The following is a 21,583-nucleotide window of genomic DNA, read 5'->3' as shown; positions in this document are numbered from 1 at the left end:
TGTATTGCCAAAATCATTTGGAGCCTATAGTACAAAACTACTACATTTAACACACCAAATCATCGTTCAGCATAGATACAATGGGGCACGTTATGCAGCTACGATTTCGTTTTAGTTTAGCATGTACAGTTCTATGCTGTGCGTTCTTTTTCATCATACCGCGTTCTGCACACAGTGAACCTGTGCTCTTCATTACAGAGAGCCTACCACCCATTGTATATACTCAGAATGGTAATTTAAAAGGGTACAATATAGAAGTGGTGAAACGACTCTGGAAGTACATGGGTATGCCAGAGCACGAAATCAAAGTTCAGCCTTGGCCTCGCTCTATCAAAAATTTCGATTCCAGCACGCCAACGTGCCTTTTCCCTGTAGCAATGACGGAAGAGCGAAAGAAAAGGTATCGTTACGTCACAACACCCGTTCTATTTTCCGTAGCTATTCTCACACATAAACGAAACGAAAAACTCTTTTCGACACCTGATCATATTAAACGCGCCCGAATGTGCGTACCAAAAGCTGCGAGCATATTGCCTCTACTCCGCAAGCAGGGGTACATGGATAAAAACTTCGACTTCGGTACGACCTTTCCCTGTAGTGTGAAAAAATTCTTTAAAGGACGCGCTCCACTTATTGTCGGAAGCATTCCCAACATACTCTATAATTATCGACTAATCGGCGGAGATTCCTCAAAGCTGAGAGTGCTCAAGATTGTTGCTAAGACCCCTAACGGCTTCATATTTAACGACGCTGTGCCTCAAGAGTTTATAGATCACTTCCAAGAAGCAATGAACACGTTTGCTGATTCAAAAGAAGCAATAGAAATCTATAACAACTATTATCCCAAGCTATAGTCTGAAAAAAGCATAAAAAAAAAAGCCCACCAATGGTGGGCTTTCACTGTAACTATAGCTTAGTAACGAGGACGACGTTCGCGTGGACGAGCTTCGTTAACTTTGAGGCTACGACCATCGTGCTCGCTACCATTGAGTGCATCAATAGCTTCCTGAGCGCCGTTGTCTTCCATTTCAACAAAACCGAAACCACGGGAGCGGCCGGTTTCGCGATCTTCAACTACACGAGCAGAGATAACTTCACCGTAACCCTGAAAAAGGCCACGCAAATCATCATCACCAACAGACCAGGCAAGGTTGCCAACATAGATATTCTTAGACACGAAAAAACTCCAAAAAATAAAAAACAAGATGCGCGTGCGCACCTACAAAAGAAGTGAACCCCATATGGATCCAGTCCTTCTCCAAAACAACGGCAGAAATTAGAACAAACTGCAATCTGCCTATGCATAACGTAATTGCCTACGGCACACCACGCTTTAACATTTGTCTAAAAATCGAGGCACAACCTAAAGCCGAAGCTTGCTGACACTCGAGAGTACACTTGTAACACAACTGCCAAGCATTTGAAAATAAAATATTTCAAATACTAATTCTCAATACAAAAAATAAAAGGGGCACTTTCTTTGAGAATCTAACAAAATCTATAGCAATATATTTTTAATTTAAGAATTAGAATCTAATTATTTGATTCTAATAAATAAATTGTCGCTGGATCAATCAAAAAAAGTCGACCTTGCTTCAATTCTTCTTCACGGGTGCAAAAGCCATTTTCCGGTAGTGCGTGTGTTGCAGTTTTCTCTAAACTGGAATCAACAAAACGAATCTCACTACCCGCATATTCCTTCACAGCAGTCCAGTGGCTAATCAGTGGTGCACCACGGAATGGCAAATAGCGTTTAAACTGCAAAACAACTCCCTTGCCTCCCGCCTGTTCGAACAAAGTTGGCCCCTTATGTTTATCAACAGGGCTCCATTCGCGAACCACATCAAGCACATCAGCAATACTGGCCTTCCCATCTGGAAAAGGTTGTGTATAGTGTATTGGCGAACCTTCGTTACGAATCACTTTTATAAAGGACTGTATTTCCGCAATGTAGTCAGTGCGGTTGCATACGATTTTTTCCCAGCTTTCAACGTCCTGTGAAAGGCTCATCAGTCCTGCATGGAACAGCTTACGCGCTTCCCAGTGACTAATGCCGTGAGTTCGTTGCATTGCATTAAGTACTGCATATAATGCACAAAAATTATCCAATTTACCTTGAAACAAAGCTTCCATCTGGCAGTATGTCCTCTCTCTAAAATCTTTTACATTGTCTGATGTGACACAAACAATTTGCACTAGCAAGAGCTCTACTCGTTAGTAACTATAATCCCCATTATTCCTTTTTTAACTAGACAAGTTATTCTGATCCGTATATTGATTTCTCAAATATATCTGGATAAATTGATATGCAAATAATTACATTACCTGCTGAACTACAGAAAATTTGTCTCCGATGGCGCTGTGAAGGCGTTAAAGTTGGTCTTGTACCAACCATGGGCTACTTCCATGAAGGGCATAAAAACCTTATGCGCATTGGTCGTGAAAAGTCGGATAAACTCATTGTAACTCTCTTTGTGAATCCGACTCAGTTCGGTGCAAATGAAGACCTTGATGCGTACCCGAAAAATCACGAAGAGGACGCCAATACAGCCCGTGAACTGGGTGCAGATATTTTGTTTATCCCTGAGCCGGGAAGCATGTATGCTGAAGACCATGCAACATGGGTAGAAGTACCACAGCTTGCTCAAGGTCTATGCTCTACCAGCCGTCCAACACATTTTAGGGGAGTATCTACTGTAGTTACAAAACTATTGATACTAACCCTGCCTGAATACGCTGTATTCGGCGAAAAGGACTGGCAGCAGCTTGCAATTATCCGACGCATGACCCGAGATTTGAACCTGCCGACCACTATCATTAATGGTCCACTTGTTCGAGAAAATGATGGTCTTGCAATGAGTTCCCGTAATGCATACCTCACACCAGAGGAACGCGCGCAAGCCAAGCATATTAATGCTGGAATACGAGCCGGTGCAGATGCTTTTACACAGGGCGAGCGCGATGTTGAACAGCTTAAGGCTGTTATCCGTGAGTACTGGAACAAACATCTACCACTAGGCAAAGAAGATTATCTCGAATTTATTGATCCGGATTCTATCGAACCGATCACAAAGATTACCGATAAAGCACGCTGCGCAGTAGCTGTGTTCGTCGGAAAAGCAAGACTATTAGACAACTGGCCATTCTACCTGTAAACGGAGAAACCATGACCAAAACGCCGAAAAAGCGAACCCCATGGCAGCACCTAAAGTACTTTTTACGTGTTAATCTTATTGCCGGTTTTCTTTTTCTTGCGCCCATTGTCGTAACAGTCTTTATACTCCGTGTCCTTCTAAGATGGGCAGACGGTGCTTGGAAATGGGTACCGGACTCCATGAGGCTTCCTGAATATTTAGGAATCCCCGAAACCGGAACAGGTATCATACTTGTTTTTATTATTTTAGTATGCACCGGCTTGCTGGTTCGCAACTATGTAGGGAAAGTAGTCGCACGTACGATTGAAAAAATAATTCTTAAGCTTCCGGGAATAAACCGGTTTTACGCTGCAACGAATCAACTTTTCATTAGCGTCTTTAAACGTCCTGCGAAAGAGTTTAAACAAGTTGTTCTTATTGAATATCCACGCCCTAGGCTATACGCTTTGGCGTTTGTTACAGGTATCGCCGTTGGTGAAATTCAACGAAAAACGGAAGAGAAGGTGCTGAACGTATTCGTTCCTACAACACCGAACCCTACTTCCGGTTTTTATCTGATGGTTCCGCAAGAGGACACCATCAAGCTTGATCTTTCCGTCGAAGATGCATTTAAGATTCTCATTTCAGGCGGTATTCTTAATCCTGAATCACCTGAACTGAAACATAAAAAGAATTTGAATACAAAAACATCATCTGATTAGAGGAGCTTCCATAATGATGATCAACAACAAGGGTAAATACCACTTTACCTCTGAGTCTGTTACTGAAGGTCACCCGGATAAAGTTGCTGACGCGATTTCTGATGCAATTCTTGACACCATCATGGCTCAGGACCCTGAGTGTCGTGTTGCTTGTGAAACTCTTGTTACTACTGGCATGGCTGTTATTGCTGGTGAAATCAGCACCACTGGCTACGCGGACTTCCCTACCGTAGTTCGTGATACCATCCGTGAAATCGGCTACACAAGCTCTGACATGGGCTTTGATGCTGACACTTGTGCAGTTATCTCCTCTATTGATAAACAGTCTCCAGACATCGCACAGGGTGTTGATCAGACCGCTCCTGAAGATCAGGGTGCAGGCGACCAGGGCATGATGTTCGGTTACGCATGTAACGAAACACCAACCCTCATGCCAGCTCCAATTTACTGGTCCCACAAACTTTCCGAGCGCCTCACCGCTGCACGTAAAGACAACGATCTCGACTTCCTCCGCCCTGATGGTAAAACAGAAGTTTCTTTTGAATACCTCGACGGCAAACCGACCCGCATCGATACCGTTGTTATTTCTTCCCAGCACAAAGACGGCGTATCTCAGGACGACATCGTTGAAGGCATTCGTGAAGAAGTTATCAATAAAACTCTTCCTGCAGAGCTCCTCGACAGCGCTACCCGTATCTTCATCAACACCACCGGTCGTTTTGTAATCGGCGGCCCTATGGGTGACTGCGGTCTTACTGGCCGTAAAATCATTCAGGATACATACGGCGGCATGGGTCATCATGGCGGCGGCGCATTCTCCGGTAAAGATCCTTCCAAGGTAGACCGTTCTGCTGCCTACATGGGTCGTTACATTGCTAAAAACGTTGTTGCAGCTGGCCTCGCACCTACTTGTGAAGTTCAGATTGCTTACGTTATCGGCGTTGCTGAACCTGTATCTGTTCTTGCTACATCTTTCGGCACTTCTGAGATTCCAGACGAAATTCTGACTAACGCTGTTAAGGAAGTATTCGACCTGCGTCCTTACGGTATCAGCAAGACTCTTGACCTCAAACGTCCTATCTACAAAAAAACTGCATGCTACGGTCACTTTGGTCGTGAGCTTCCTGAATTCCGCTGGGAAGCAACTGACGCAATTGACGCACTTCGCACTGCTGCGAAAGTATAGCTGCTGTTTATATTGCAAAATAAAAAGGGTGGAGCTTTTGGCTCCACCCTTTTTTTATTCTAACTAGTTACCCGTATGTTTTCGTAGACGCTTTCCGGCAAAAAGACATTCCGTTCTCATCACATGATAAGGAACACCCTCTCATACAATTACATGAAACTACGTTTCACAGAGATACTACACTTCCGCCGTATACGGTGGTGCTGGATCATACTGTAGAATACGGCGTACTTCGCGGGCATGATCATGAGTATGTAACTGCCCAAGCAACCATAACGCCATATCAATCCCGGCAGATACCCCCTGTGCTGTAACAATATTTCCATCACGGACATAACGCATGTCTGGCAGCACTGTGACCGACTCATCTTTCTGCAATTCGGGAATAAGCTGCCAGTGAGTTGTAGCCTTTTTATTTTTTAACAATTCTGCCTTCTGCAAAATAAGTGCACCCGTACAAACCGCCGTGGTGTATTTAGCTGTTTGAGAAACTTTTTTAATCCAGCTCAGTGCTTTTGTACTTTTTAACGCAGAACCCAAGTCCATGGCACCCGGGACTAACAGCACATCAACATCCGGTGCATTTTCAAAGGTGTAATCTGGCAACACCTGTAAACCAGTGGCACTCGCAATTGGCCGTGCATCTTCTGCCACGGTAAACAATTTCCCCTCTCCTAAAAGGTACAAGGAGATACCAAAAGCTTCATGTGCGCCAATGTAGTCAAGATTTGCTACATTATCATATATATACATTCCATATGAAATACTCATTCAACTCTCTCTTTCGCCACTGAAAAGTGCGATCTGTATTGTCGTGGTGAAACGCCGAACGTTCGAATAAATGCCCTTCGCATTCTTTCCTCACGTCCGAAACCAGAGATAAGCGCAACGTGATCAAAGTAGCATTCCCCAGCGTCCAACATGGCACGAGCGTGCTCCAGTCGGACCTCTTCAACATATTTACCCGGAGTTTTTCCGGTTTCCTTTCCAAATACGCGCGCGAAATTTCGAGAGCTCATACCAGCTTTCTCTGCGAGCAGCTCTACAGAAAGCTTTTGAGAAAAATTTTGTAATATCCATTCTTGAAGCTTAGCAAAACGTTTCGTCAAACGAGTCTGCGCTTCCAACAAAGGGCTAAACTGAGTTTGCCAGCCCGGTCTACGGTAATAAACCACCAACAGCCGCGCCACACGCATTGCCAATTCGTGTCCAAAATCTTCTTCTACAATTGAGAGCGCTAAATCTATCCCTGTAGAAACTCCGGCACTTGTGTACACATGTCCGTCGCGTTGAAACAACACACTCGAATCGAAATGCACCTTCGGATACCTTATTGAAAATTCTGAAGTCATTCGCCAATGCGTTGCTGCCGTTCGCCCATCCAATATTCCTGTTGCCGCAAGAATGCCGGAGCCTGTGCACACAGAAATAACTTGTGAACTGGCACTCACGGCAAGATGAACCTTTTTCATAAATTCAACATCCGCAATTGCCGAATCAACTCCAAGTCCACCGGGAATTAAAAGCATATCGTTATAGCCGGTTTCACCGATGACTGAATCAATGCACATTGGAAAATTTCCATCCAAAGTAAATGTGCCCAACTCTTTGGCAGCATAGCAAAAATCATATCCGCCACCCAAGCCTGCTTCCTGCAACAAAGCTGTAGCGGCTGAAAAGACCGCGGTTGCTCCGGATATATCCAATGGCAACGCACCATCAAAAACTATGACTTCTATTTTTTTACGCATAAACCACTCCTCACTAATAGCACTGGCACAACCGTTCTGAGGTTTGTTTTAACAAGCCATCATTTTGTCTACAATGACATAGTTTATGCTTTTTCTGCCAAGTTCCAACTTCAAACTCCATTTGCATATTCAAAAGCATAAAAATACAACTGTAATCACCCTTACTAATTTGTAATCAATGAAGTTAATAGAAATTGATATCTGCAGAAAGTCACGCTACAGTGCGTCCATGCGTATGTATTATTTTTGTATGCTTCGCACTATTGCAGCTATGTCTCTTATACTAGTTGCATGTGCCATGCTCACCCCCACCACCGCAACTGCCAAAGGTAGATTACGCATTGTATACGACCTTCCCGAACCGGAAGATGTGGTTGCTGCACGTATTATTCATCAATCAGAAGTTGCAGAAGAAGTTGCCCAAATAGTTGAAGAATGGAACTTATTAACAGAAGATGTCGTATTGCGATTTGGAACGCAGATCGGACCGCACTTTGCAGTTCTGCATAACGGCAATTTAGAAATTCAAATCCCATACGATTTTTTTAGCAGTACTCAAGCCATGTTCGCTGAAAAAAAATATATTGCTCAAACGAGTCCCGCTACTTCTGCATTAAATACACTTCACCACGCCATATATCATGAACTAGGGCACGCTATAATATATTCCCAGCCAACAGGGATTACAGAAACAATGGAAGAAGAAGCTGTAGACAACCTTTCTGCAATTCTTCTTATCAGCGTGTATGAAGATGGGGCAGAAATCGCAGCAAGCGCTGCCAAAGCATTTCAGTTACTGGCGACCGAGCCTGAATCCAGACTCAATACAAAAGACGACATCCGCCGTGTACAGGAAATTAACTGTCTCATCTACGGCAGCAATCCCGAAAATTACAAAGAACTGTTAACAGATCTCCCTGTAAACAGTGAAGCGCTCTGCCCTGTTCGTTTCCTCAAATACCACAAACAGTGGGAAGATATTCTTAGTCTTCCATTGCCGGATTAACCCTGCTTGTCTGCGTTACGCCTCCCCCTTACATTCCATCATTAATGGTTCTCTAGAAAAAACCCAGCCCCTCAATTTAAAGACAAAAAAAGCCGAAATTCATTTAAATGAATTTCGGCTTTATCATTCTGGTCACTCAGGCAACCTACGACACAGGTTAAACCCGAATAGAAATTTTTGCTTGTGGTTTTGCAGAAGCTCTGTGGCTTCCAGAAGCTGAAGAAATTCGTGTTAGCGATGCAGCAACACCATGTACAACCTCTGTAGGACGTTCTGAGCTTTCCGCAGCACGATCACGGTCAGTAACCGCATCGTTACTACGCCGCACTTCCTTACTTTGATCACGATTCAAAAGTTGTCCAGCTCTAGCACCAATACGCGCACGTCTTGAATACGAAAGATCCAACGGCCCATGGTACGAAGCACTATTTTCAGCCTGACCACTCTCTTCAAAACTCATTTGCGCCTGAAGCAACGAAGTCATTGAACTCATTTTATTATCAAGAGCCTTATGCACAGCCCGTGAAGATTCAATTGATGCTCGAATATACTTAGAATGATCAGTCTGCTGATTCACAAATAAGTTTGAAACACCGCCCGCAGACTTCTTCTGCATGGCTTGCGCAGTTTTTTGAAGCTGTGTCATATCCACAGGCTTACTTAATAAAGAATTTACTAACGACATAACTACAACCTTTATTAAAAAGAATCACACAGACTAAAATCTTTACATACTTAAATAGTTAGTAATTATTTTAGATAGCAGACTACTTCATGACTACAATCTATACTCGAATAGATATCTTAGCCGGAGCTTTCTGCACTTTTACTGCACAGCGGCCACGTTCAGGAGCCGAGGGCACTGGCACAGACCGAGTAGCATCTGCCAATACAGTTTCAACAGCTTCAGAAGCCTCTGCTGCTCGAGCTTTAGTGCGTTCTTTTTCTGTAGTGGAATCATTGTCACTATGTACTTTCTTTGTTTGCTCAAGATCATAAAGAAGGGTAGCACGTTTAGCGACACGGGTGCGTCTTGAGTATGAAAGATCAAGATCTCCAACTTGATGGCTCGCTTCATAGTCCATTTGCATCTGCAACACCGACATAACTGTTGCTTTTCTATTATCAAATGCCTCATGCACAGCCCGTGAAGACTCAATTGTTGCTCGAATATACCTAGAATGATCAGTCTGCTGATTCACAAATAAATTCGAAACACCGCTCGCAGATTTCTTCTGCATGGCTTGAGCGGTTTTTTGAAGCTGTGTCATTTCCACAGGCTTACTTAATAACGAATTTATTAACGACATAACTACAACCTTTATTAAAAAGAATCACGCAGATTAAAACCTTTACATACTTAAATAGTTAGTAATTATTTTAGATAGCAGACTACTTCATGACTACAATCTATACTCGAATAGAAATCTTAGCCGGAGCCTTCTGCACTTTTACAGCACTGCGGCCACCTTCAGGGGCCGAAGGAAGTGGTACTGCCTTCGAAATATTTGCAAGAACTACTTCAACAGCTTCTTGAACTTGTTCCGCTTTATTTTCTTTTTTAACAGTCTCATCATTATCTTGGCGAATTTTTTTATCCCGCTGATTCGAGTAGATAGTCGCTACTCTATTTCTAACAGCAGCCTCACTTGCTTTACCATCTGGAGAATTTGTATCAATAGTAAGCGCCTCTGTGCCTATCAGCGAACTCTCCGCAGCTCGTTTATTTCCAAGTAACACCTCAATCGCTACAATCGCTTTCATTTTTGCTTTGAATGACTGCGAGTAGTCAGTCTGCTGATTAACAAACAGATTGGAAACAACGCTAGGGGCTGTATTTTTTTTTTACAGCCCTTATGGGTTGCTGAAGCTGAGTCACTTCAACGGGTTTTTGTAATAACGAATTTATTAGCGACATACTGATAACCTAGCTTATACTTTAAAGCCCCAAACTATGTGGACTCTAAATACTTATCGCCAGATCCTTATGAAATATTAATAAAAAATCAATATTTCTAAATAGATAGATTCTTAATTCTACACTTACAAAGGAGGAAATAGGTATCCCTATACGTCACCTACCTTTGTTACTTCTTCAGCCCCTTCTTAGGGCAAAATTCTTCCATCTCACAGACACTACATTGTGGGCTACGCGCAATACACACATCACGTCCAAACGAAACCAGCATATGATTTACAAAACCCCATTCTTCTCTTGGAAAAAGTGGAAGTAGCTCTTTTTCCACAATGGTCGGGTTCGTTGCTTTTGTCAGCCCGAGACGAAAAACGATGCGCTTTACATGAGTATCAATAGCAATGCCCTCGTTAATGCCATACCCATTCCAAAGCACAACGTTTGCAGTTTTGCGTGCCGCTCCCGCAAGCGTTATGACTTCTTCCGATGTCTTGGGGATTTCTCCATCGTAAACATCCACCACACGTTGTGCTGCAGCCACAATATTTTTAGCCTTATTCCGATAAAACCCTGTGGAACGCACAACCTCTTCTACATCTACTATGTCTGCCTCTGCCAACTCATAAGGGGTTGGCCAGCGATCAAATAACACTGGAGTAACCATGTTCACGCGCGCGTCAGTACACTGAGCAGAAAGAACGGTGGCCACGAACAATTCCCATACAGTTTTAAAATTTAAATGGGTTGATTTGGTTGGGTATCGCTTATGTAATCGCGCCAGCATTTCCAACGCACGTTCTTTCTTACGCATTATATCTCCAGACAAAGCTCGATGAGCGTTAATAATTCAATCATAACAGTTTAATATATAAATAAAAAAACTGAAGGCTAATTTTCAGTATTTTTGCAGTAGAAAGCCACTTTGGCAAGTTGCGATACCACAAAAAAAATACTCAGTTATATTTTTGTGGCCATCACTTTTTTATGTAAGTGCACGTTGAACAATTGCCCTCGCTCTCAACTTTTTGTACTGTCCTCCAGTTGTTAATGCACTTCAACAAATCGGAGATACCATGTCTTTTATCGTGTATATGACGGCTTCAACTCCAGAAGAAGCACGATCTATTGGTAAAGAGCTTGTTTCACAAAATCTTGCCGCATGTACCAACATTTTTCCCAACGTAGAATCAATCTACAAATGGGAAGGCGAAGTGCAGTCAGCGCATGAAGTTGTTTTGATTGCAAAAACATCGGAAGATAAAGTTACCGCACTCACACAAGCTGTGCGGAAACTTCATAGCTACGATGTACCCTGTATAGTATCTTTACCAATCACAGGCGGAAATCCAGAATTTCTGTCTTGGATTGAACACGAAACACGCTAGGAGCACTAGTTAAATGTCCATTTATGTATTCGGCTCAATCGCCTATGACCGCATTATGAACTTCGAAGGCAAATTTGCTGATCACATTCTTCCTGACAAAATTCACATGCTCAACGTATGTTTCTTCATCGAACGTCTGGAAGAAAAACTTGGCGGTACAGCAGGAAACATTGCTCACTCCCTCGCTCTGCTCGGCGAAAAACCAACTGTTCTCTCCACCGTTGGTAAAGATTTTGACCGTTACAAAAAGGTAATGGAAGAACAGAATCTGCCACTCGAAGGCATCCGTGTTGTTGACGACCTCTTCACTGCAAGTGCTCATATCACAACAGACCAGAGTGACAACCAGATCACTGGTTTCCATCCGGGCGCTATGATTCATCCATGCAACTATGAGTTCCCAAATATTTCTAAGGAAGATGACATCGCGATCATTTCACCGGGCAACAAAGATGACATGATGAATCTGCCTAAATATTTCCGCGAAAACGGCATCCGCTACATTTTCGATCCAGGTCAACAGATTACTATTTTCTCTGGCGAAGAAATGCTTGAATGCATCGAAGGTGCGTACATGCTCGTATCAAATGATTACGAACTTGAACTCATCAAAAATGCTACCGGCCTGTCAAAAGAACAGCTTCTCGAAAAATGCAACTACGTAATCACCACCCTCGCAGAAAATGGTTCCCGTATCGACAACGGCAGCCCTGTAGAAGTTGGTATCGCACAGCCGACCAAAGCTATAGACCCAACCGGTTGTGGCGATGCATTCCGTGCCGGTCTCATCAAAGGTATCATCGACGGTAAATCCGTAGAGGAATCTGCAAAACTTGGCGCGGTGGCCGCAAGTTATTGCGTAGAACACTACGGCACCCGCGAGCACTCCTTCACTCAGGAAGAATTCGACGCTCGTTACGCTGAAGCCTTCTGCTCCTAGTTCGCTTAAACTAGAGCCTGCGGCGCTTTTACGCATCCGGAGGCTGAAAAAAGTGAAGTAACCACAACAACCGTGTGCAGTTACTGTTTCCTATCTTGTTTTTTAAGCGGGTTGCGACTTTGTTGTCGCAGCCCGCTTTTTTATGAATTGTGGCAAAGACAATGTGTAAGTTTGAATAGCATGAAATCCATCGTATACTTTTGCGAAGGTACAGAATCAGCATAAGATACGTAGAGATTGACGACTTGGCCTTTTCCTGTGCACAGTTGTAGTAGATTCCTTCAAATTTCATTAGAACCACATACAGTGCGACGCAAAAAAACGGCACACTGTACATTTCACGCAACAAACAAGACGAGGAGATATCATGGCAAAATTTTTTAAAGCTAACGAAATAGCCACGATTGCAGTAGAAATTGAAAAGAAAGGCCGCGAGTTTTATCTGCGTCTGGAAGAAGCCGCTAAAACTGAAAAAACACGCGAACTCTTTCATTACCTTGCCGTTGAAGAAACAAAACATCAGGGTATCTTTCAGGCACTCGTAGATCGCCTCGGCGATATTGAACTACCGGCTTGGGCTACAACCGACGAGTATAGCTCATACATCGAAGGACTGATCGAATCTCACGCCCTGTTCTCCGACGAAGCCGTTGAAAAACGTATGTCAGCCATGGACGACGAAAAAGAAGCTATCAGAATGGCAATGAGTTTCGAAAAAGACACACTTCTCTTTTTCATCGAAATGGAAACCTTTGTGCCGGACTCTGAAAAAGCAGCAGTTCGAGAATGTGCTCAGGAAGAAAAACTCCATCTCATTAGACTTCAGGCTATGTACTCACAGATGTAATTAATAACATCAGAGTGGCGTTTTAAATTCGTGTAACCACCTCTGCACATAACCAGAAAATGGTTTCAGAATTGGAAACAGAGAATGAAAATGAGTTCTCTTTGCTATCTCACGCTGGATAGCTCTAAAAAGACTCTTTGGGACATACTGTGATGATTTTCATCCACCCAAATACATTCGCACACTCTTTGGTGTATTCGACAAAAAAAGCTTAGAAGGGAAACCTTCTAAGCTTTTATATTATTTTCCAGCTGCAAAAGAAGTCGACTAATCTGCAAGATAGCAAATCGAACCGCACCTCCACCTGCCCCATAGGGATACAGCAAGGTAGATTGCGTGTTTTTCAAATGTTCATCCCGCTCAGACAAGCCTCATCATTCACGACAAGAAACTAATTTTCTTCAGGCTCGTAGCCAGCGTCTTTAATCATTTCAGCGATAATTTCAGGATCAACACACTCAGTCGGGCCGTAAGTAACTTCGCCAGTTGCATAATTTACGTTAACAACTTCAACTCCATCCGCAGTTTTTACAACATTGGAGATGGTAGCAGCGCAATCAGGACTTTTCATTCCAGATACTTTCAAGGTCGCCATAATTTTCTCCTCCAGCTTGTAGAATGGAATACACAAAATAAAATAATCATAAGTAGGTAAAGATATCTTCCACGTATCATAAGAACAGCGCCAGCCCACGGAAGATAACATAATAGAAACAAACTATTATACGTCCCCATTATATCGCGTAATCCCTACCATGCCAATAGGAAATACGACTTGCTTCACTTGCACCCGCTACTGTTATACCGTATTGATACACACCGCAGTTACGCGGCAACGATACATTTTACGGAGAGTTGTCATGAACGATATGCTGGCACTTGATTTTTCCAACACCGGATATATCTACATGTTCCTTATCTGGTCTATCGCAGGATTTATCGGCGCAGGATTTGCTCACAAAAAAGGTCGCAATCCTTTCTTCTGGGGCATTCTTTGTTTGATTGTCCCAATGGCACTTTTCGCCATTGGCGGAATGCGTGCACCTGGCGAAGCTGTCCCTGAACGATTCCGCGAAGAAGACGACACACCCTCTCCTCAATAATACACTTCCCGTCTACCCCACGGACGATAACGAGATTTTTTTATGATTGAACGTAAATTTCATATAATGACATTTGGCTGTCAGATGAATGTCAGCGATTCCGACTGGCTGAAGCGTACTCTTGCATCCAGAGGCTTTACTGAATGCGAAAAACCGGAAGACGCTTCTGTTTTCATCGTAAATACCTGCTCTGTTCGAGATAAGCCTGAACAGAAAGTATACAGCCTCCTCGGGCGCATTAAAGTTATGACCAAAGGTCGCGAGGACGTCATTGTCGCTGTGGGCGGCTGTGTTGCACAGCAAGTAGGTCGTGGATTCTTTAAGCGCTTTAAGCAGGTTCGCCTTGTTTTTGGTACAGACGGACTCTCTTCTGCACCACAGGCACTGGATCGCCTTGTCGATGATCCTTCCTTGCGTATGAGCCTTCTCGATTTTTCTGAAGAATATCCGGATCGCGATGGCAACTGGGATGTTTCAGAAGAAGCACCAGTTTCCAGCTTTGTTAATATTATGACAGGGTGTGATAACTTCTGCGCATACTGCATTGTTCCGTATACACGCGGACGCCAGAAATCTCGCCCGACTCAGGCTATTCTTGATGAATGTAAAGATTTGCTTTCCCGCGGTACCCGCGAGATTACTCTGCTCGGGCAGAACGTAAACTCATTCGGACAGGACAGCCACGGCGACGGAACATCATTCACTCAGTTACTATACAAAATTGCTGAACTGGATGGCCTTAAACGTCTACGCTTCGTAACATCACACCCTAAAGACATTGCGGATGAAGTCATCGAAGCTTTCGGTAAACTGGATGTCCTTTGTCCACGTCTCCACCTGCCGTTACAATCCGGCTCTGATGCCATTTTGAAAAAAATGGGTCGTAAGTACGATATCGAAAAGTACCTCTCCATTGTCGAAAAATTGAAAGCAGTTCGTCCTGACATTCAGTTAACGACAGATATGATCATCGGCTTCCCGGGTGAAACTGAAGAAGATTTCCTTGAAACTATGCGTATTGCTAAATTTGCAGACTACGCACAGAGTTTCTCTTTCAACTACTCCGACCGTCCGGGTACGAGAGCTGAAAAGCTTCCTATAAAAGTTGAAAAGAAAGTTATGCAGGATCGTTTGTCACGCTATCAAGCTTGGCAGACTGATAATACTGAACGTATCCTGCAATCTATGGTAGGTAAAAAACTGGACATTCTTTTCGAAGGAGTCAGCAGACGTCCCGGAACCGAGGGCGTGTCTTGGCAAGGTCGGGATGTATATGGTCAGTTGGTGATCGTTACACTACCAGAAGGTGAAGATGTTACAGGGAAAATTCTTCCTGTGACTGTCACACAAGCCACCAGACACTCTCTCATTGCTGAAAAGGCAGGAGACACATGGTAAGAATGGAAGTCGCCGGACTTTCCCTTGATAAAAAGACCCGAGCCCCCATACTCATGCTGAAAGATCTGGCAGGCGATAAAATGCTGAACATCTGGATCGGTGCAATGGAGGCAATGGCTATTTCCATCTTCCTTAACCAGGTGGAAGTTCCACGCCCTCTGACGCATGACCTTATGCTCAAAAGCATAGAAGAGTTAGGTGCCCAGTTACTGGGAGTGGACATTGTTCGCGTTGAAAACGGAACATACTTTGCGGAATTAGATGTCGACATGGGTGGTAAACGCAGCAGAATTGACTGTAGACCATCCGATGCCGTTGCACTTGCTCTGCGCGCTGGAATACCAATTCTTGTATCCAGAAACGTATTGGAAGCAACGAGCGACGAAACCGGTCGAACTCCGCAACCGAACGATCCTGCAACTGATGGCGCAGCTCAGATGATGCGTTCTGCACAAAACAGCCAGCAGACACAGGAAGATTCAAAACGCTTAGCACAAGCATCTGACCCCAAAAGAGATGATGAATCTCTTGCCGACCTGCTAAAAAAAATGCAGCCAGGCACCAAATATAAAATGTAAAATGAAAGCGCTCTACTCTGTAGGGCGCTTTTTTTATGTATTATTTTTATTTACCTTTACGAATCATAGGATAATAGTCTCCCTTACCCCATACTTCATGCCTCGTTGACGTCTCCGCCACCCGCGCATCTCATTTTTCATCGATTTGGAAACTCACAATGAACTATCATCCACAACGAATTGCCATTCCTGCGCATGTACAAAAGTCAGGAGGAATTATGCTTCGTTACTGGCTGTTTTTGTTAGCAGCAATCGTAAGCGAAATTGCCGGAACAACATCGCTTAAAGCTTTTGATGATATTCATTCCGGACGCGTCGGTGTCGTTGCCACCAGCATATTTATTGCGTTGTCTTACTACCTTCTATCAAAGGCTGTGTTGCGCATTCCCCTAGGCATTGCATACACGTGCTGGGAAGGCGTGGGGCTGGCACTCGTTGCTGTGACAAGTTTCTTTTTATTTAACGAACCAATGCCACCACTTAAGCTCATCGGCATTGCCTGCGTCATGTTCGGCCTCATCTGGTTACACCACGTCATGAGGCGCTCTCATGATTAATGCACTACTCTGGATTCTCGGGTCAGTCGGGCTAGATATTGCCGCGAACTGGGCCATCAAACGTTCTAGAGGGTTCTCCTTAAAACGCTGGGGCATCCTTTCTATTGTCCTTGTCATCTGTGCATTTTTGATGCTTAAACCAGCTCTGTCATATTTCCACCTGTCAGTTGCGTATGCACTTTGGGGCGTAGGCGGTATTATCGGAAGTTTTATTGTAGATCGTATCGCTTTCCATGTTCATCTCAGCCCGCGTATCATTCCGCCAATCCTGCTCATGATTTTAGGAATTATACTTATTAATGTTACAACACCATCTGTACATTAAAAGAAATTAAGTAATAATAGTCTGTTTTTAATCAAGAAAAGGCTTCTATACCCTTTCACTTTTGTTTGTGCTATGACCCCACAAACGTTACAGAATACAGACATAACAGGTGAACACACATGAGTAGACCAGACTCTCCGGCAATCACGACACTCAAAAATATGGCCGCGCTTTTCAACGGCAAAACACTTGCAGACAACACTAACGTCTGGCGTGTTGCCCCACAAATTTCTGATTCATTTATTGAAAAGCTTAAAGTTAAATGGGCGGAAGTTCGTGCAACCGCACTGCCTAAAGAATTCCATTCCAAAAATAAAAAGCGTGAAGCGCTTAGCGATATTTCATTCATAATCGACGGCATTGAGATTTTTCCTAAAATCTACACCCGTAACGATTACAAGCATGCCCTGCTGCATAGCTTCTTCTTTTCTGAAGCACGCCGGAATTTCAGCACCATGTGTTACTTGATGCAAAACAACATTCCAACAACAGAGCCGTTAGCTCTGCTGTCAGGCAATAGATTGCATCCGGGTACAGAAACAGTTCTCTTCACACGAAAACTCGAAGAAACAGATATCTACTTCTATGACTTCCGCGATATGCTTCACGGTTTGACACAAGAAAAACGTAATGCCTTTTTCATCCTGTTTGGGCAAAAAATGGCAGAACTGCATAATCTTGGCATCTACACAGAAGATACTGACAAAAACATTTCTGTCCGTCCAAAAGGCGAGACATATAATCTCCATTTTTATGACTTCGACAACTTCTACCCATGGCGCTTCATGAATTTGAAACGTTCCAAGCATGGGGTACTGCATAGCCTTTTCTGCCCACGTTATGATGCAAGCTTGGAAGAATCAGAAATCTTCATTGAATCATATTTAATAGTCCGGCAACGCCCAGACTTAAAAGAAGCACTGCGTAAGTCAGTTACCGACTTTATCGCAGCTGGCGGCTCTAAAAATAAATAATAAAAAAGGTGAGTGGCATATGCCCCTCACCTTTTTTATTATTTAATTTTCAGAATGCACGCCAATTACATGTGCACACTGTCGTACAATTCTTACCCGCTATGGCATGAACCATTTTTCGAGGCTTACTTCAAAGTACTTCTGCGGATGGTTGCAAGCAGGACAAACTTCCGGAGAAGTTAACCCTTCGTGAACGTAGCCACAGTTAATGCAGCGCCAAACTGCCGGCTTTGCTTTTTTGAAAATGTCACCATTCTCAATTGAGTTCATCATCGCAAGGTAACGCTGTTCGTGATGCTTCTCAGCGATTGCAATAGAATGCATTGCTGAAGCAACTACAGGAAATCCTTCCTGAGCCGCAATTTCTGCAAATTCAGGATACATTTCCATGTATTCGTGACGTTCGCCAGCAGCAGCTTCTTTCAAGTTGGTAACAGTGTCAGCGATAATACCTGCAGGGAATGAGGCTGTAATCTCAGCTTCGCCACCTTCTAAAAACTTAAACAGGCGTTTAGCATGAGCTTTTTCCTGTAATGCAGTTTCTTCAAAGATTTTAGAAATCTGAACATACCCTTCTTTATTTGCAACACCCGCAAAGAAATCATAACGGTTACGAGCCTGAGACTCACCGGCAAATGCTGTTAAGATATTCTTCTCGGTTTTGGTGCCTTTAAGCTTACCCATGTATTTACTCCTAACTAATTAGTAATGATTCTTGTTAAGTTCTTTTTTTTCTTCTATACCAATATGATATCTATGCGCAAGGAAATTTTAATTAAATTATAAATACTTGAGAAAACACGCATTCACACTACACTTCTTTTCAAGATTATTAGTAGGTAAAGCGAATTTTATGCTCCACTCATTGTGGACAAAGTACCTAGCCACCCAGTATACAATAAGGTGTTGCGTTTGCTGCACACTATACCCATTATGCAGACGCATTCAAACAACAGGATATTACGTAATGATTGACCTTCATGTTCACACTTCTCTCAGCACAGGCGACCAGACTCCGGCCGCAGCAATGCGCTTTGCCAAAGCGGCAGGTTATCGGGCTATCGCATTTACAGAGCATGTGGACGCCACCAATATGCAGCGAGTGCTGGAAAGCCTGCTGCCTATGATCCGTACCTACTCCTTGTATTCCGGCATCGATTTATATGCTGGAGTTGAGCTTACACATGTTCCCCCGCAGCTTATTCCCGATACCATTGCAGAAGCAAGGAAAATGGGCGCACAGATTATTTGTGTGCACGGGCAAACCATTGCCGACATTGTGGATGAAGGAACAAACCTTGCTGCAATTGAAGGTGGCGCAGACTACCTTGCTCACCCCGGACTCATTACGGAACAGGAAGCGACGCTTGCAGCTGAAAAAAATGTGTACCTTGAAATTACAGCCCGTGCAGAACATGGGTTAACAAACGGCCACATTGTTAAAGCGGCAGGTCTTACAGGCGCTCCGCTTATTCTTAACAACGGTGGGTACCGAGGGTACGACTTTATAAATAAAGACAGACGACGCGCTATTGCTCTTGGCGCAGGAATGTCTAAAGAACTATATCAACAAACAGAAAACAATTCGCGCATGATCGTTTCTAAAATGATGATGCTGTAATCACACGCCAGCACCTTTTGATTTCAGGAGTTTTTATGAATTCTGCTCAAAACATTATTGCCTCTGCACTGACTTTTCTGCTTGCACTCACTGCGACTCCTGTTTTTGCAGAACAATCAAGTTCAGCAAACGAAAAAAGCACACAGGCATTTTACGAAACCATTCGCACACACCCGCTCACTCTTCGCGGATTTGTTTCCGGCATGCCTAAGGGCGGCGACCTGCGTGTCAGATTAAAAGAATCTATCTATCCGGAAGATTATCTGCTGCTGGCAGAAAGAGAAAACTACTGCATCACCCTGCCCAGCTACTTTGCAGTGCCACCGTTGAATAATACGTGCCCTCCAGGCACATCTCCAGCCAAAAAATTCTTTGATTCTGAAGAAAATTATCAAAAAGCCATTAAACAACTTTCTGCGGCATCATCTTTTAATTCAAAACAAGAACTAATTTCTCTGAGCGAAATAACTCCGGATCAGTTCGGATTCCTACTCGGTTCAGTTGTGGAAAGTGCAGCATACCAGCATTTGGACTATCTTGAAGTACTTCTACCATGGGCTCCGGAAAAGCTTATAAAAGATGCTGGCCAGAAAGAGTGGAAAGGTACACCGAATGATATGTACCCAACGCTGTCTACCCTGCCAGCCATGTTATCTATAGAGACAGGTAAAGAACGCATCGACTCTTTGATGACAAGTACAAAAAAATACCTGCAAAATGGCGTTGAACAATCTGTCATGGTTCGCATGATCGCAAGTGTTGACCGCACACAGCCTGCGCCTGTCGTTTTTGCAGAACTTATCCACGCATTTAAAACAGCCACTGCTGATCCACGATTTGTAGGTGTAGCCCTTACCGGTGACGAAGAACATCCTGTTGCCCTGCGTGACTACAATCTGCAAATAGAGATGCTTAACACGCTCACGAATATGGAAGCTTACGCTGACGTTAAAACGATTATCACTGCCGGTTACCTTGAATTCGGCATGATTCAGCCTTCGAAATTTAAAGATAGGATTCGCATGGCAGTGACCAAGGGAAATGCCACACGCATTAGCCATGGCTCTGCTATCATGTACGAAAACAATCCATTTGAGCTACTTAAAGCTCTTTCCGAGCAGAAAATTCCAGTTGAAATAGCTCTCACCGGCGAAGAAGTTGTACGTTCCATTTCAGCTGCGGATAATCCGTTTCCTGTTTTACAGAAATACAATGTTCCAGTGGTTCTTGTAACTGAAAATGGCGGGTTAACTCGCATTGATATCACTAACGAATACGTACGCGCAGCACATGACTACAATCTGTCTTATACTGATCTGAAAATATTGGTACGAAACAGCCTCGAATACAGTCTGCTTCCGGGTAAAAGTTTATGGAAAAGTGTATGCCCCTACGCCATGGGCAGCGAGTGCAGCGACTCCTTAACAAACAAAAAAACAGGCCTATGCCAAAAGCTGCTGGACGAAAGCCCTAAAGCACTCAAGCAATGGAACCTCGAAGCGAAGTTTGTTGAGTTTGAACGCAAAATCTCTTCCCGTTAATCTTCATTTATTCACGCCAAAGGCTGCACCTCACAGTGCAGCCTTTTTTTTATTCCCAACATCCCGTCATTAAATTACTTTTTTTCTTTGCATATCAAGTATCTTCGTTGACTTCGTGCCTTTTATGATTGTACAGAATACCAGATCTAATAAGAGTATAACGCTTAACCTGTGCCGTTTTTTAAAGATTTCTCTTTGCAATCCGATAGTTGTAGTAAGACAACTTCAAACTCGCATAAGAGGCAGTTAATGCTCGACTACTCTAAATTCAAAGAAGTTAGCGAACTTTATTTGAAAGGAAAAAACCGCGAAGCAAAGCATCTTCTGAAAGAACTTCAGTCGAAGTATATTTCGCTTTGTGATCAGGTATCTACGCTCAAAATTCAGGTAAAAGAATATGATGACATTCTTCACTTTTCTAAAAACCTGATTTTTGACGGTAACTACTATTGGTTAAAAACAGGCAGTGTCCGACACGGTCCGTTCTGCGCAGAATGCTGTAAAGAAGAAGGGATGCTCGTACGTCTGCCTCATGGTAGTACTAAAAAAAATATGCTGGCGCTGCGGTAAACAATACAATGTTCAACCAGTTCAGCAAGC

Annotated in this window: 27 protein-coding genes; 17 read left to right on the top strand and 10 right to left on the bottom strand. The window is 43.4% G+C overall.

Annotated features, from left to right (window positions below; translation table 11 throughout):
* Window positions 1–92: 92 nt before the first annotated feature.
* A complete protein-coding gene (locus MKHDV_RS10920; RefSeq protein ID WP_160715222.1) occupies window positions 93–854 on the top strand; it encodes an ABC transporter substrate-binding protein in 762 nt (253 codons plus the stop codon).
* A gap of 59 nt (window positions 855–913) precedes the next feature.
* Here the strand turns inward: MKHDV_RS10920 and MKHDV_RS10915 are convergent, their stop codons facing one another.
* Window positions 914–1,177: an RNA-binding protein gene (locus tag MKHDV_RS10915; RefSeq protein ID WP_160715220.1), complete on the bottom strand. Its 264-nt coding sequence runs from the start codon at window positions 1,175–1,177 to the stop codon at window positions 914–916.
* 356 nt (window positions 1,178–1,533) lie between these two features.
* Window positions 1,534–2,133, bottom strand: a complete 600-nt coding sequence (locus MKHDV_RS10910) for a hypothetical protein (protein WP_160715218.1) — start codon at window positions 2,131–2,133, stop codon at window positions 1,534–1,536.
* 173 nt (window positions 2,134–2,306) lie between these two features.
* Between MKHDV_RS10910 and panC the strand changes: the two genes are divergently transcribed.
* From panC to metK, 3 genes are read left to right on the top strand one after another with little or no spacing between them, the layout of a single operon-like run.
* On the top strand, window positions 2,307–3,155 hold the full coding sequence (gene panC, locus MKHDV_RS10905) for a pantoate--beta-alanine ligase (protein ID WP_160715216.1): 849 nt from the start codon (window positions 2,307–2,309) through the stop codon (window positions 3,153–3,155).
* 11 nt (window positions 3,156–3,166) lie between these two features.
* Complete coding sequence (locus MKHDV_RS10900; protein WP_160715214.1) at window positions 3,167–3,856, top strand: DUF502 domain-containing protein; 690 nt, start codon at window positions 3,167–3,169, stop codon at window positions 3,854–3,856.
* Between the two features lie 16 nt (window positions 3,857–3,872).
* Window positions 3,873–5,042 (top strand): methionine adenosyltransferase, encoded by a 1,170-nt coding sequence (metK, locus tag MKHDV_RS10895; protein ID WP_160715277.1) that lies wholly within the window; start codon window positions 3,873–3,875, stop codon window positions 5,040–5,042.
* A gap of 177 nt (window positions 5,043–5,219) precedes the next feature.
* Here the strand turns inward: metK and MKHDV_RS10890 are convergent, their stop codons facing one another.
* Window positions 5,220–5,813 (bottom strand): DJ-1/PfpI family protein, encoded by a 594-nt coding sequence (locus MKHDV_RS10890; protein ID WP_160715211.1) that lies wholly within the window; start codon window positions 5,811–5,813, stop codon window positions 5,220–5,222.
* Window positions 5,810–6,793, bottom strand: coding sequence for a GlxA family transcriptional regulator (locus MKHDV_RS10885; RefSeq protein ID WP_160715209.1), 984 nt, complete (start codon window positions 6,791–6,793; stop codon window positions 5,810–5,812). The genes MKHDV_RS10890 and MKHDV_RS10885 overlap by 4 nt, the downstream gene beginning before the upstream one ends.
* Before the next feature lie 229 nt (window positions 6,794–7,022).
* Between MKHDV_RS10885 and MKHDV_RS10880 the strand changes: the two genes are divergently transcribed.
* A complete protein-coding gene (locus MKHDV_RS10880; protein WP_216846905.1) occupies window positions 7,023–7,799 on the top strand; it encodes a DUF4344 domain-containing metallopeptidase in 777 nt (258 codons plus the stop codon).
* A 157-nt stretch (window positions 7,800–7,956) separates the two neighbouring features.
* Here the strand turns inward: MKHDV_RS10880 and MKHDV_RS10875 are convergent, their stop codons facing one another.
* The 4 genes from MKHDV_RS10875 to nth all read right to left on the bottom strand — a co-directional run bounded on the left by MKHDV_RS10875 (window position 7,957) and on the right by nth (window position 10,525).
* Entirely contained in the window at window positions 7,957–8,484 is a 528-nt protein-coding gene (locus tag MKHDV_RS10875; RefSeq protein WP_160715205.1) for a hypothetical protein, read from the bottom strand.
* Window positions 8,485–8,584: 100 nt separating this feature from the next.
* Window positions 8,585–9,109, bottom strand: a complete 525-nt coding sequence (locus MKHDV_RS10870; RefSeq protein WP_160715203.1) for a hypothetical protein — start codon at window positions 9,107–9,109, stop codon at window positions 8,585–8,587.
* A gap of 100 nt (window positions 9,110–9,209) precedes the next feature.
* Window positions 9,210–9,563 (bottom strand): hypothetical protein, encoded by a 354-nt coding sequence (locus tag MKHDV_RS10865; RefSeq protein WP_160715201.1) that lies wholly within the window; start codon window positions 9,561–9,563, stop codon window positions 9,210–9,212.
* 323 nt (window positions 9,564–9,886) lie between these two features.
* Window positions 9,887–10,525, bottom strand: a complete 639-nt coding sequence (gene nth, locus MKHDV_RS10860; protein WP_160715200.1) for an endonuclease III — start codon at window positions 10,523–10,525, stop codon at window positions 9,887–9,889.
* A gap of 262 nt (window positions 10,526–10,787) precedes the next feature.
* Here nth and cutA point away from each other — a divergent pair, with 262 nt between their 5' ends.
* The 3 genes from cutA (at window position 10,788) to MKHDV_RS10845 (ending at window position 12,886) form a co-directional block, all read left to right on the top strand.
* On the top strand, window positions 10,788–11,099 hold the full coding sequence (gene cutA / locus MKHDV_RS10855; RefSeq protein WP_160715198.1) for a divalent-cation tolerance protein CutA: 312 nt from the start codon (window positions 10,788–10,790) through the stop codon (window positions 11,097–11,099).
* Window positions 11,100–11,112: 13 nt separating this feature from the next.
* A complete protein-coding gene (locus MKHDV_RS10850) occupies window positions 11,113–12,039 on the top strand; it encodes a carbohydrate kinase family protein (RefSeq protein ID WP_160715196.1) in 927 nt (308 codons plus the stop codon).
* A gap of 367 nt (window positions 12,040–12,406) precedes the next feature.
* Window positions 12,407–12,886 carry a ferritin family protein gene (locus MKHDV_RS10845; protein ID WP_160715194.1) on the top strand — a complete coding sequence of 160 codons (480 nt, stop codon included), beginning with the start codon at window positions 12,407–12,409 and terminating at the stop codon, window positions 12,884–12,886.
* Between the two features lie 391 nt (window positions 12,887–13,277).
* On the opposite strand, the gene MKHDV_RS10840 is transcribed toward MKHDV_RS10845, so the two are convergent.
* Entirely contained in the window at window positions 13,278–13,481 is a 204-nt protein-coding gene (locus MKHDV_RS10840) for a heavy-metal-associated domain-containing protein (protein WP_160715192.1), read from the bottom strand.
* A 265-nt stretch (window positions 13,482–13,746) separates the two neighbouring features.
* On the opposite strand from MKHDV_RS10840, the gene MKHDV_RS10835 reads away from it, so the two are divergent.
* From MKHDV_RS10835 to MKHDV_RS10810, 6 genes are all read left to right on the top strand, one after another.
* Entirely contained in the window at window positions 13,747–13,989 is a 243-nt protein-coding gene (locus tag MKHDV_RS10835; RefSeq protein WP_160715190.1) for a hypothetical protein, read from the top strand.
* Between the two features lie 42 nt (window positions 13,990–14,031).
* Entirely contained in the window at window positions 14,032–15,387 is a 1,356-nt protein-coding gene (gene miaB, locus MKHDV_RS10830) for a tRNA (N6-isopentenyl adenosine(37)-C2)-methylthiotransferase MiaB (RefSeq protein ID WP_160715188.1), read from the top strand.
* Window positions 15,381–15,965, top strand: coding sequence for a bifunctional nuclease family protein (locus tag MKHDV_RS10825; protein WP_160715186.1), 585 nt, complete (start codon window positions 15,381–15,383; stop codon window positions 15,963–15,965). Before miaB ends, MKHDV_RS10825 begins: the two co-directional genes overlap by 7 nt.
* Before the next feature lie 218 nt (window positions 15,966–16,183).
* Window positions 16,184–16,522: a multidrug efflux SMR transporter gene (locus MKHDV_RS10820; RefSeq protein ID WP_160715184.1), complete on the top strand. Its 339-nt coding sequence runs from the start codon at window positions 16,184–16,186 to the stop codon at window positions 16,520–16,522.
* Window positions 16,515–16,847: an SMR family transporter gene (locus tag MKHDV_RS10815; RefSeq protein ID WP_160715182.1), complete on the top strand. Its 333-nt coding sequence runs from the start codon at window positions 16,515–16,517 to the stop codon at window positions 16,845–16,847. The genes MKHDV_RS10820 and MKHDV_RS10815 overlap by 8 nt, the downstream gene beginning before the upstream one ends.
* A 119-nt stretch (window positions 16,848–16,966) precedes the next feature.
* Window positions 16,967–17,821 carry a hypothetical protein gene (locus MKHDV_RS10810; protein ID WP_160715180.1) on the top strand — a complete coding sequence of 285 codons (855 nt, stop codon included), beginning with the start codon at window positions 16,967–16,969 and terminating at the stop codon, window positions 17,819–17,821.
* Window positions 17,822–17,920: 99 nt separating this feature from the next.
* Here the strand turns inward: MKHDV_RS10810 and rbr are convergent, their stop codons facing one another.
* Window positions 17,921–18,505 carry a rubrerythrin gene (gene rbr / locus MKHDV_RS10805; protein WP_160715178.1) on the bottom strand — a complete coding sequence of 195 codons (585 nt, stop codon included), beginning with the start codon at window positions 18,503–18,505 and terminating at the stop codon, window positions 17,921–17,923.
* A 283-nt stretch (window positions 18,506–18,788) separates the two neighbouring features.
* On the opposite strand from rbr, the gene MKHDV_RS10800 reads away from it, so the two are divergent.
* The 3 genes from MKHDV_RS10800 to MKHDV_RS10790 all read left to right on the top strand — a co-directional run bounded on the left by MKHDV_RS10800 (window position 18,789) and on the right by MKHDV_RS10790 (window position 21,553).
* Entirely contained in the window at window positions 18,789–19,442 is a 654-nt protein-coding gene (locus tag MKHDV_RS10800; RefSeq protein ID WP_160715176.1) for a histidinol phosphate phosphatase domain-containing protein, read from the top strand.
* Window positions 19,443–19,477: 35 nt separating this feature from the next.
* On the top strand, window positions 19,478–20,983 hold the full coding sequence (locus MKHDV_RS10795) for a hypothetical protein (protein ID WP_160715174.1): 1,506 nt from the start codon (window positions 19,478–19,480) through the stop codon (window positions 20,981–20,983).
* A 249-nt stretch (window positions 20,984–21,232) separates the two neighbouring features.
* Window positions 21,233–21,553, top strand: coding sequence for a hypothetical protein (locus tag MKHDV_RS10790; protein WP_160715172.1), 321 nt, complete (start codon window positions 21,233–21,235; stop codon window positions 21,551–21,553).
* Window positions 21,554–21,583 lie beyond the last annotated feature (30 nt).

This window comes from Halodesulfovibrio sp. MK-HDV (genome assembly GCF_009914765.1).
Classification (GTDB): domain Bacteria; phylum Desulfobacterota; class Desulfovibrionia; order Desulfovibrionales; family Desulfovibrionaceae; genus Halodesulfovibrio.
The sequence above is the reverse complement of the archived record's forward strand: the minus strand, read 5'-3'. Positions and strand labels throughout refer to the sequence as shown.

Bases quoted from the DNA above. Each gene is read 5' to 3' on its own strand.
- MKHDV_RS10920 (WP_160715222.1), top strand. From the start codon at position 93: ATGCAGCTACGATTTCGTTTTAGTTTAGCATGTACAGTTCTATGCTGT.
- MKHDV_RS10910 (WP_160715218.1), bottom strand. From the start codon at position 2,133: ATGGAAGCTTTGTTTCAAGGTAAATTGGATAATTTTTGTGCATTATAT.
- panC (WP_160715216.1), top strand. From the start codon at position 2,307: ATGCAAATAATTACATTACCTGCTGAACTACAGAAAATTTGTCTCCGA.
- MKHDV_RS10900 (WP_160715214.1), top strand. From the start codon at position 3,167: ATGACCAAAACGCCGAAAAAGCGAACCCCATGGCAGCACCTAAAGTAC.
- metK (WP_160715277.1), top strand. From the start codon at position 3,873: ATGATCAACAACAAGGGTAAATACCACTTTACCTCTGAGTCTGTTACT.
- MKHDV_RS10890 (WP_160715211.1), bottom strand. From the start codon at position 5,813: ATGAGTATTTCATATGGAATGTATATATATGATAATGTAGCAAATCTT.
- MKHDV_RS10885 (WP_160715209.1), bottom strand. From the start codon at position 6,793: ATGCGTAAAAAAATAGAAGTCATAGTTTTTGATGGTGCGTTGCCATTG.
- MKHDV_RS10880 (WP_216846905.1), top strand. From the start codon at position 7,023: ATGCGTATGTATTATTTTTGTATGCTTCGCACTATTGCAGCTATGTCT.
- MKHDV_RS10875 (WP_160715205.1), bottom strand. From the start codon at position 8,484: ATGTCGTTAGTAAATTCTTTATTAAGTAAGCCTGTGGATATGACACAG.
- MKHDV_RS10870 (WP_160715203.1), bottom strand. From the start codon at position 9,109: ATGTCGTTAATAAATTCGTTATTAAGTAAGCCTGTGGAAATGACACAG.
- MKHDV_RS10865 (WP_160715201.1), bottom strand. From the start codon at position 9,563: ATGAAAGCGATTGTAGCGATTGAGGTGTTACTTGGAAATAAACGAGCT.
- nth (WP_160715200.1), bottom strand. From the start codon at position 10,525: ATGCGTAAGAAAGAACGTGCGTTGGAAATGCTGGCGCGATTACATAAG.
- cutA (WP_160715198.1), top strand. From the start codon at position 10,788: ATGTCTTTTATCGTGTATATGACGGCTTCAACTCCAGAAGAAGCACGA.
- MKHDV_RS10850 (WP_160715196.1), top strand. From the start codon at position 11,113: ATGTCCATTTATGTATTCGGCTCAATCGCCTATGACCGCATTATGAAC.
- MKHDV_RS10845 (WP_160715194.1), top strand. From the start codon at position 12,407: ATGGCAAAATTTTTTAAAGCTAACGAAATAGCCACGATTGCAGTAGAA.
- MKHDV_RS10840 (WP_160715192.1), bottom strand. From the start codon at position 13,481: ATGGCGACCTTGAAAGTATCTGGAATGAAAAGTCCTGATTGCGCTGCT.
- MKHDV_RS10835 (WP_160715190.1), top strand. From the start codon at position 13,747: ATGAACGATATGCTGGCACTTGATTTTTCCAACACCGGATATATCTAC.
- miaB (WP_160715188.1), top strand. From the start codon at position 14,032: ATGATTGAACGTAAATTTCATATAATGACATTTGGCTGTCAGATGAAT.
- MKHDV_RS10825 (WP_160715186.1), top strand. From the start codon at position 15,381: ATGGTAAGAATGGAAGTCGCCGGACTTTCCCTTGATAAAAAGACCCGA.
- MKHDV_RS10820 (WP_160715184.1), top strand. From the start codon at position 16,184: ATGCTTCGTTACTGGCTGTTTTTGTTAGCAGCAATCGTAAGCGAAATT.
- MKHDV_RS10815 (WP_160715182.1), top strand. From the start codon at position 16,515: ATGATTAATGCACTACTCTGGATTCTCGGGTCAGTCGGGCTAGATATT.
- MKHDV_RS10810 (WP_160715180.1), top strand. From the start codon at position 16,967: ATGAGTAGACCAGACTCTCCGGCAATCACGACACTCAAAAATATGGCC.
- rbr (WP_160715178.1), bottom strand. From the start codon at position 18,505: ATGGGTAAGCTTAAAGGCACCAAAACCGAGAAGAATATCTTAACAGCA.
- MKHDV_RS10800 (WP_160715176.1), top strand. From the start codon at position 18,789: ATGATTGACCTTCATGTTCACACTTCTCTCAGCACAGGCGACCAGACT.
- MKHDV_RS10795 (WP_160715174.1), top strand. From the start codon at position 19,478: ATGAATTCTGCTCAAAACATTATTGCCTCTGCACTGACTTTTCTGCTT.
- MKHDV_RS10790 (WP_160715172.1), top strand. From the start codon at position 21,233: ATGCTCGACTACTCTAAATTCAAAGAAGTTAGCGAACTTTATTTGAAA.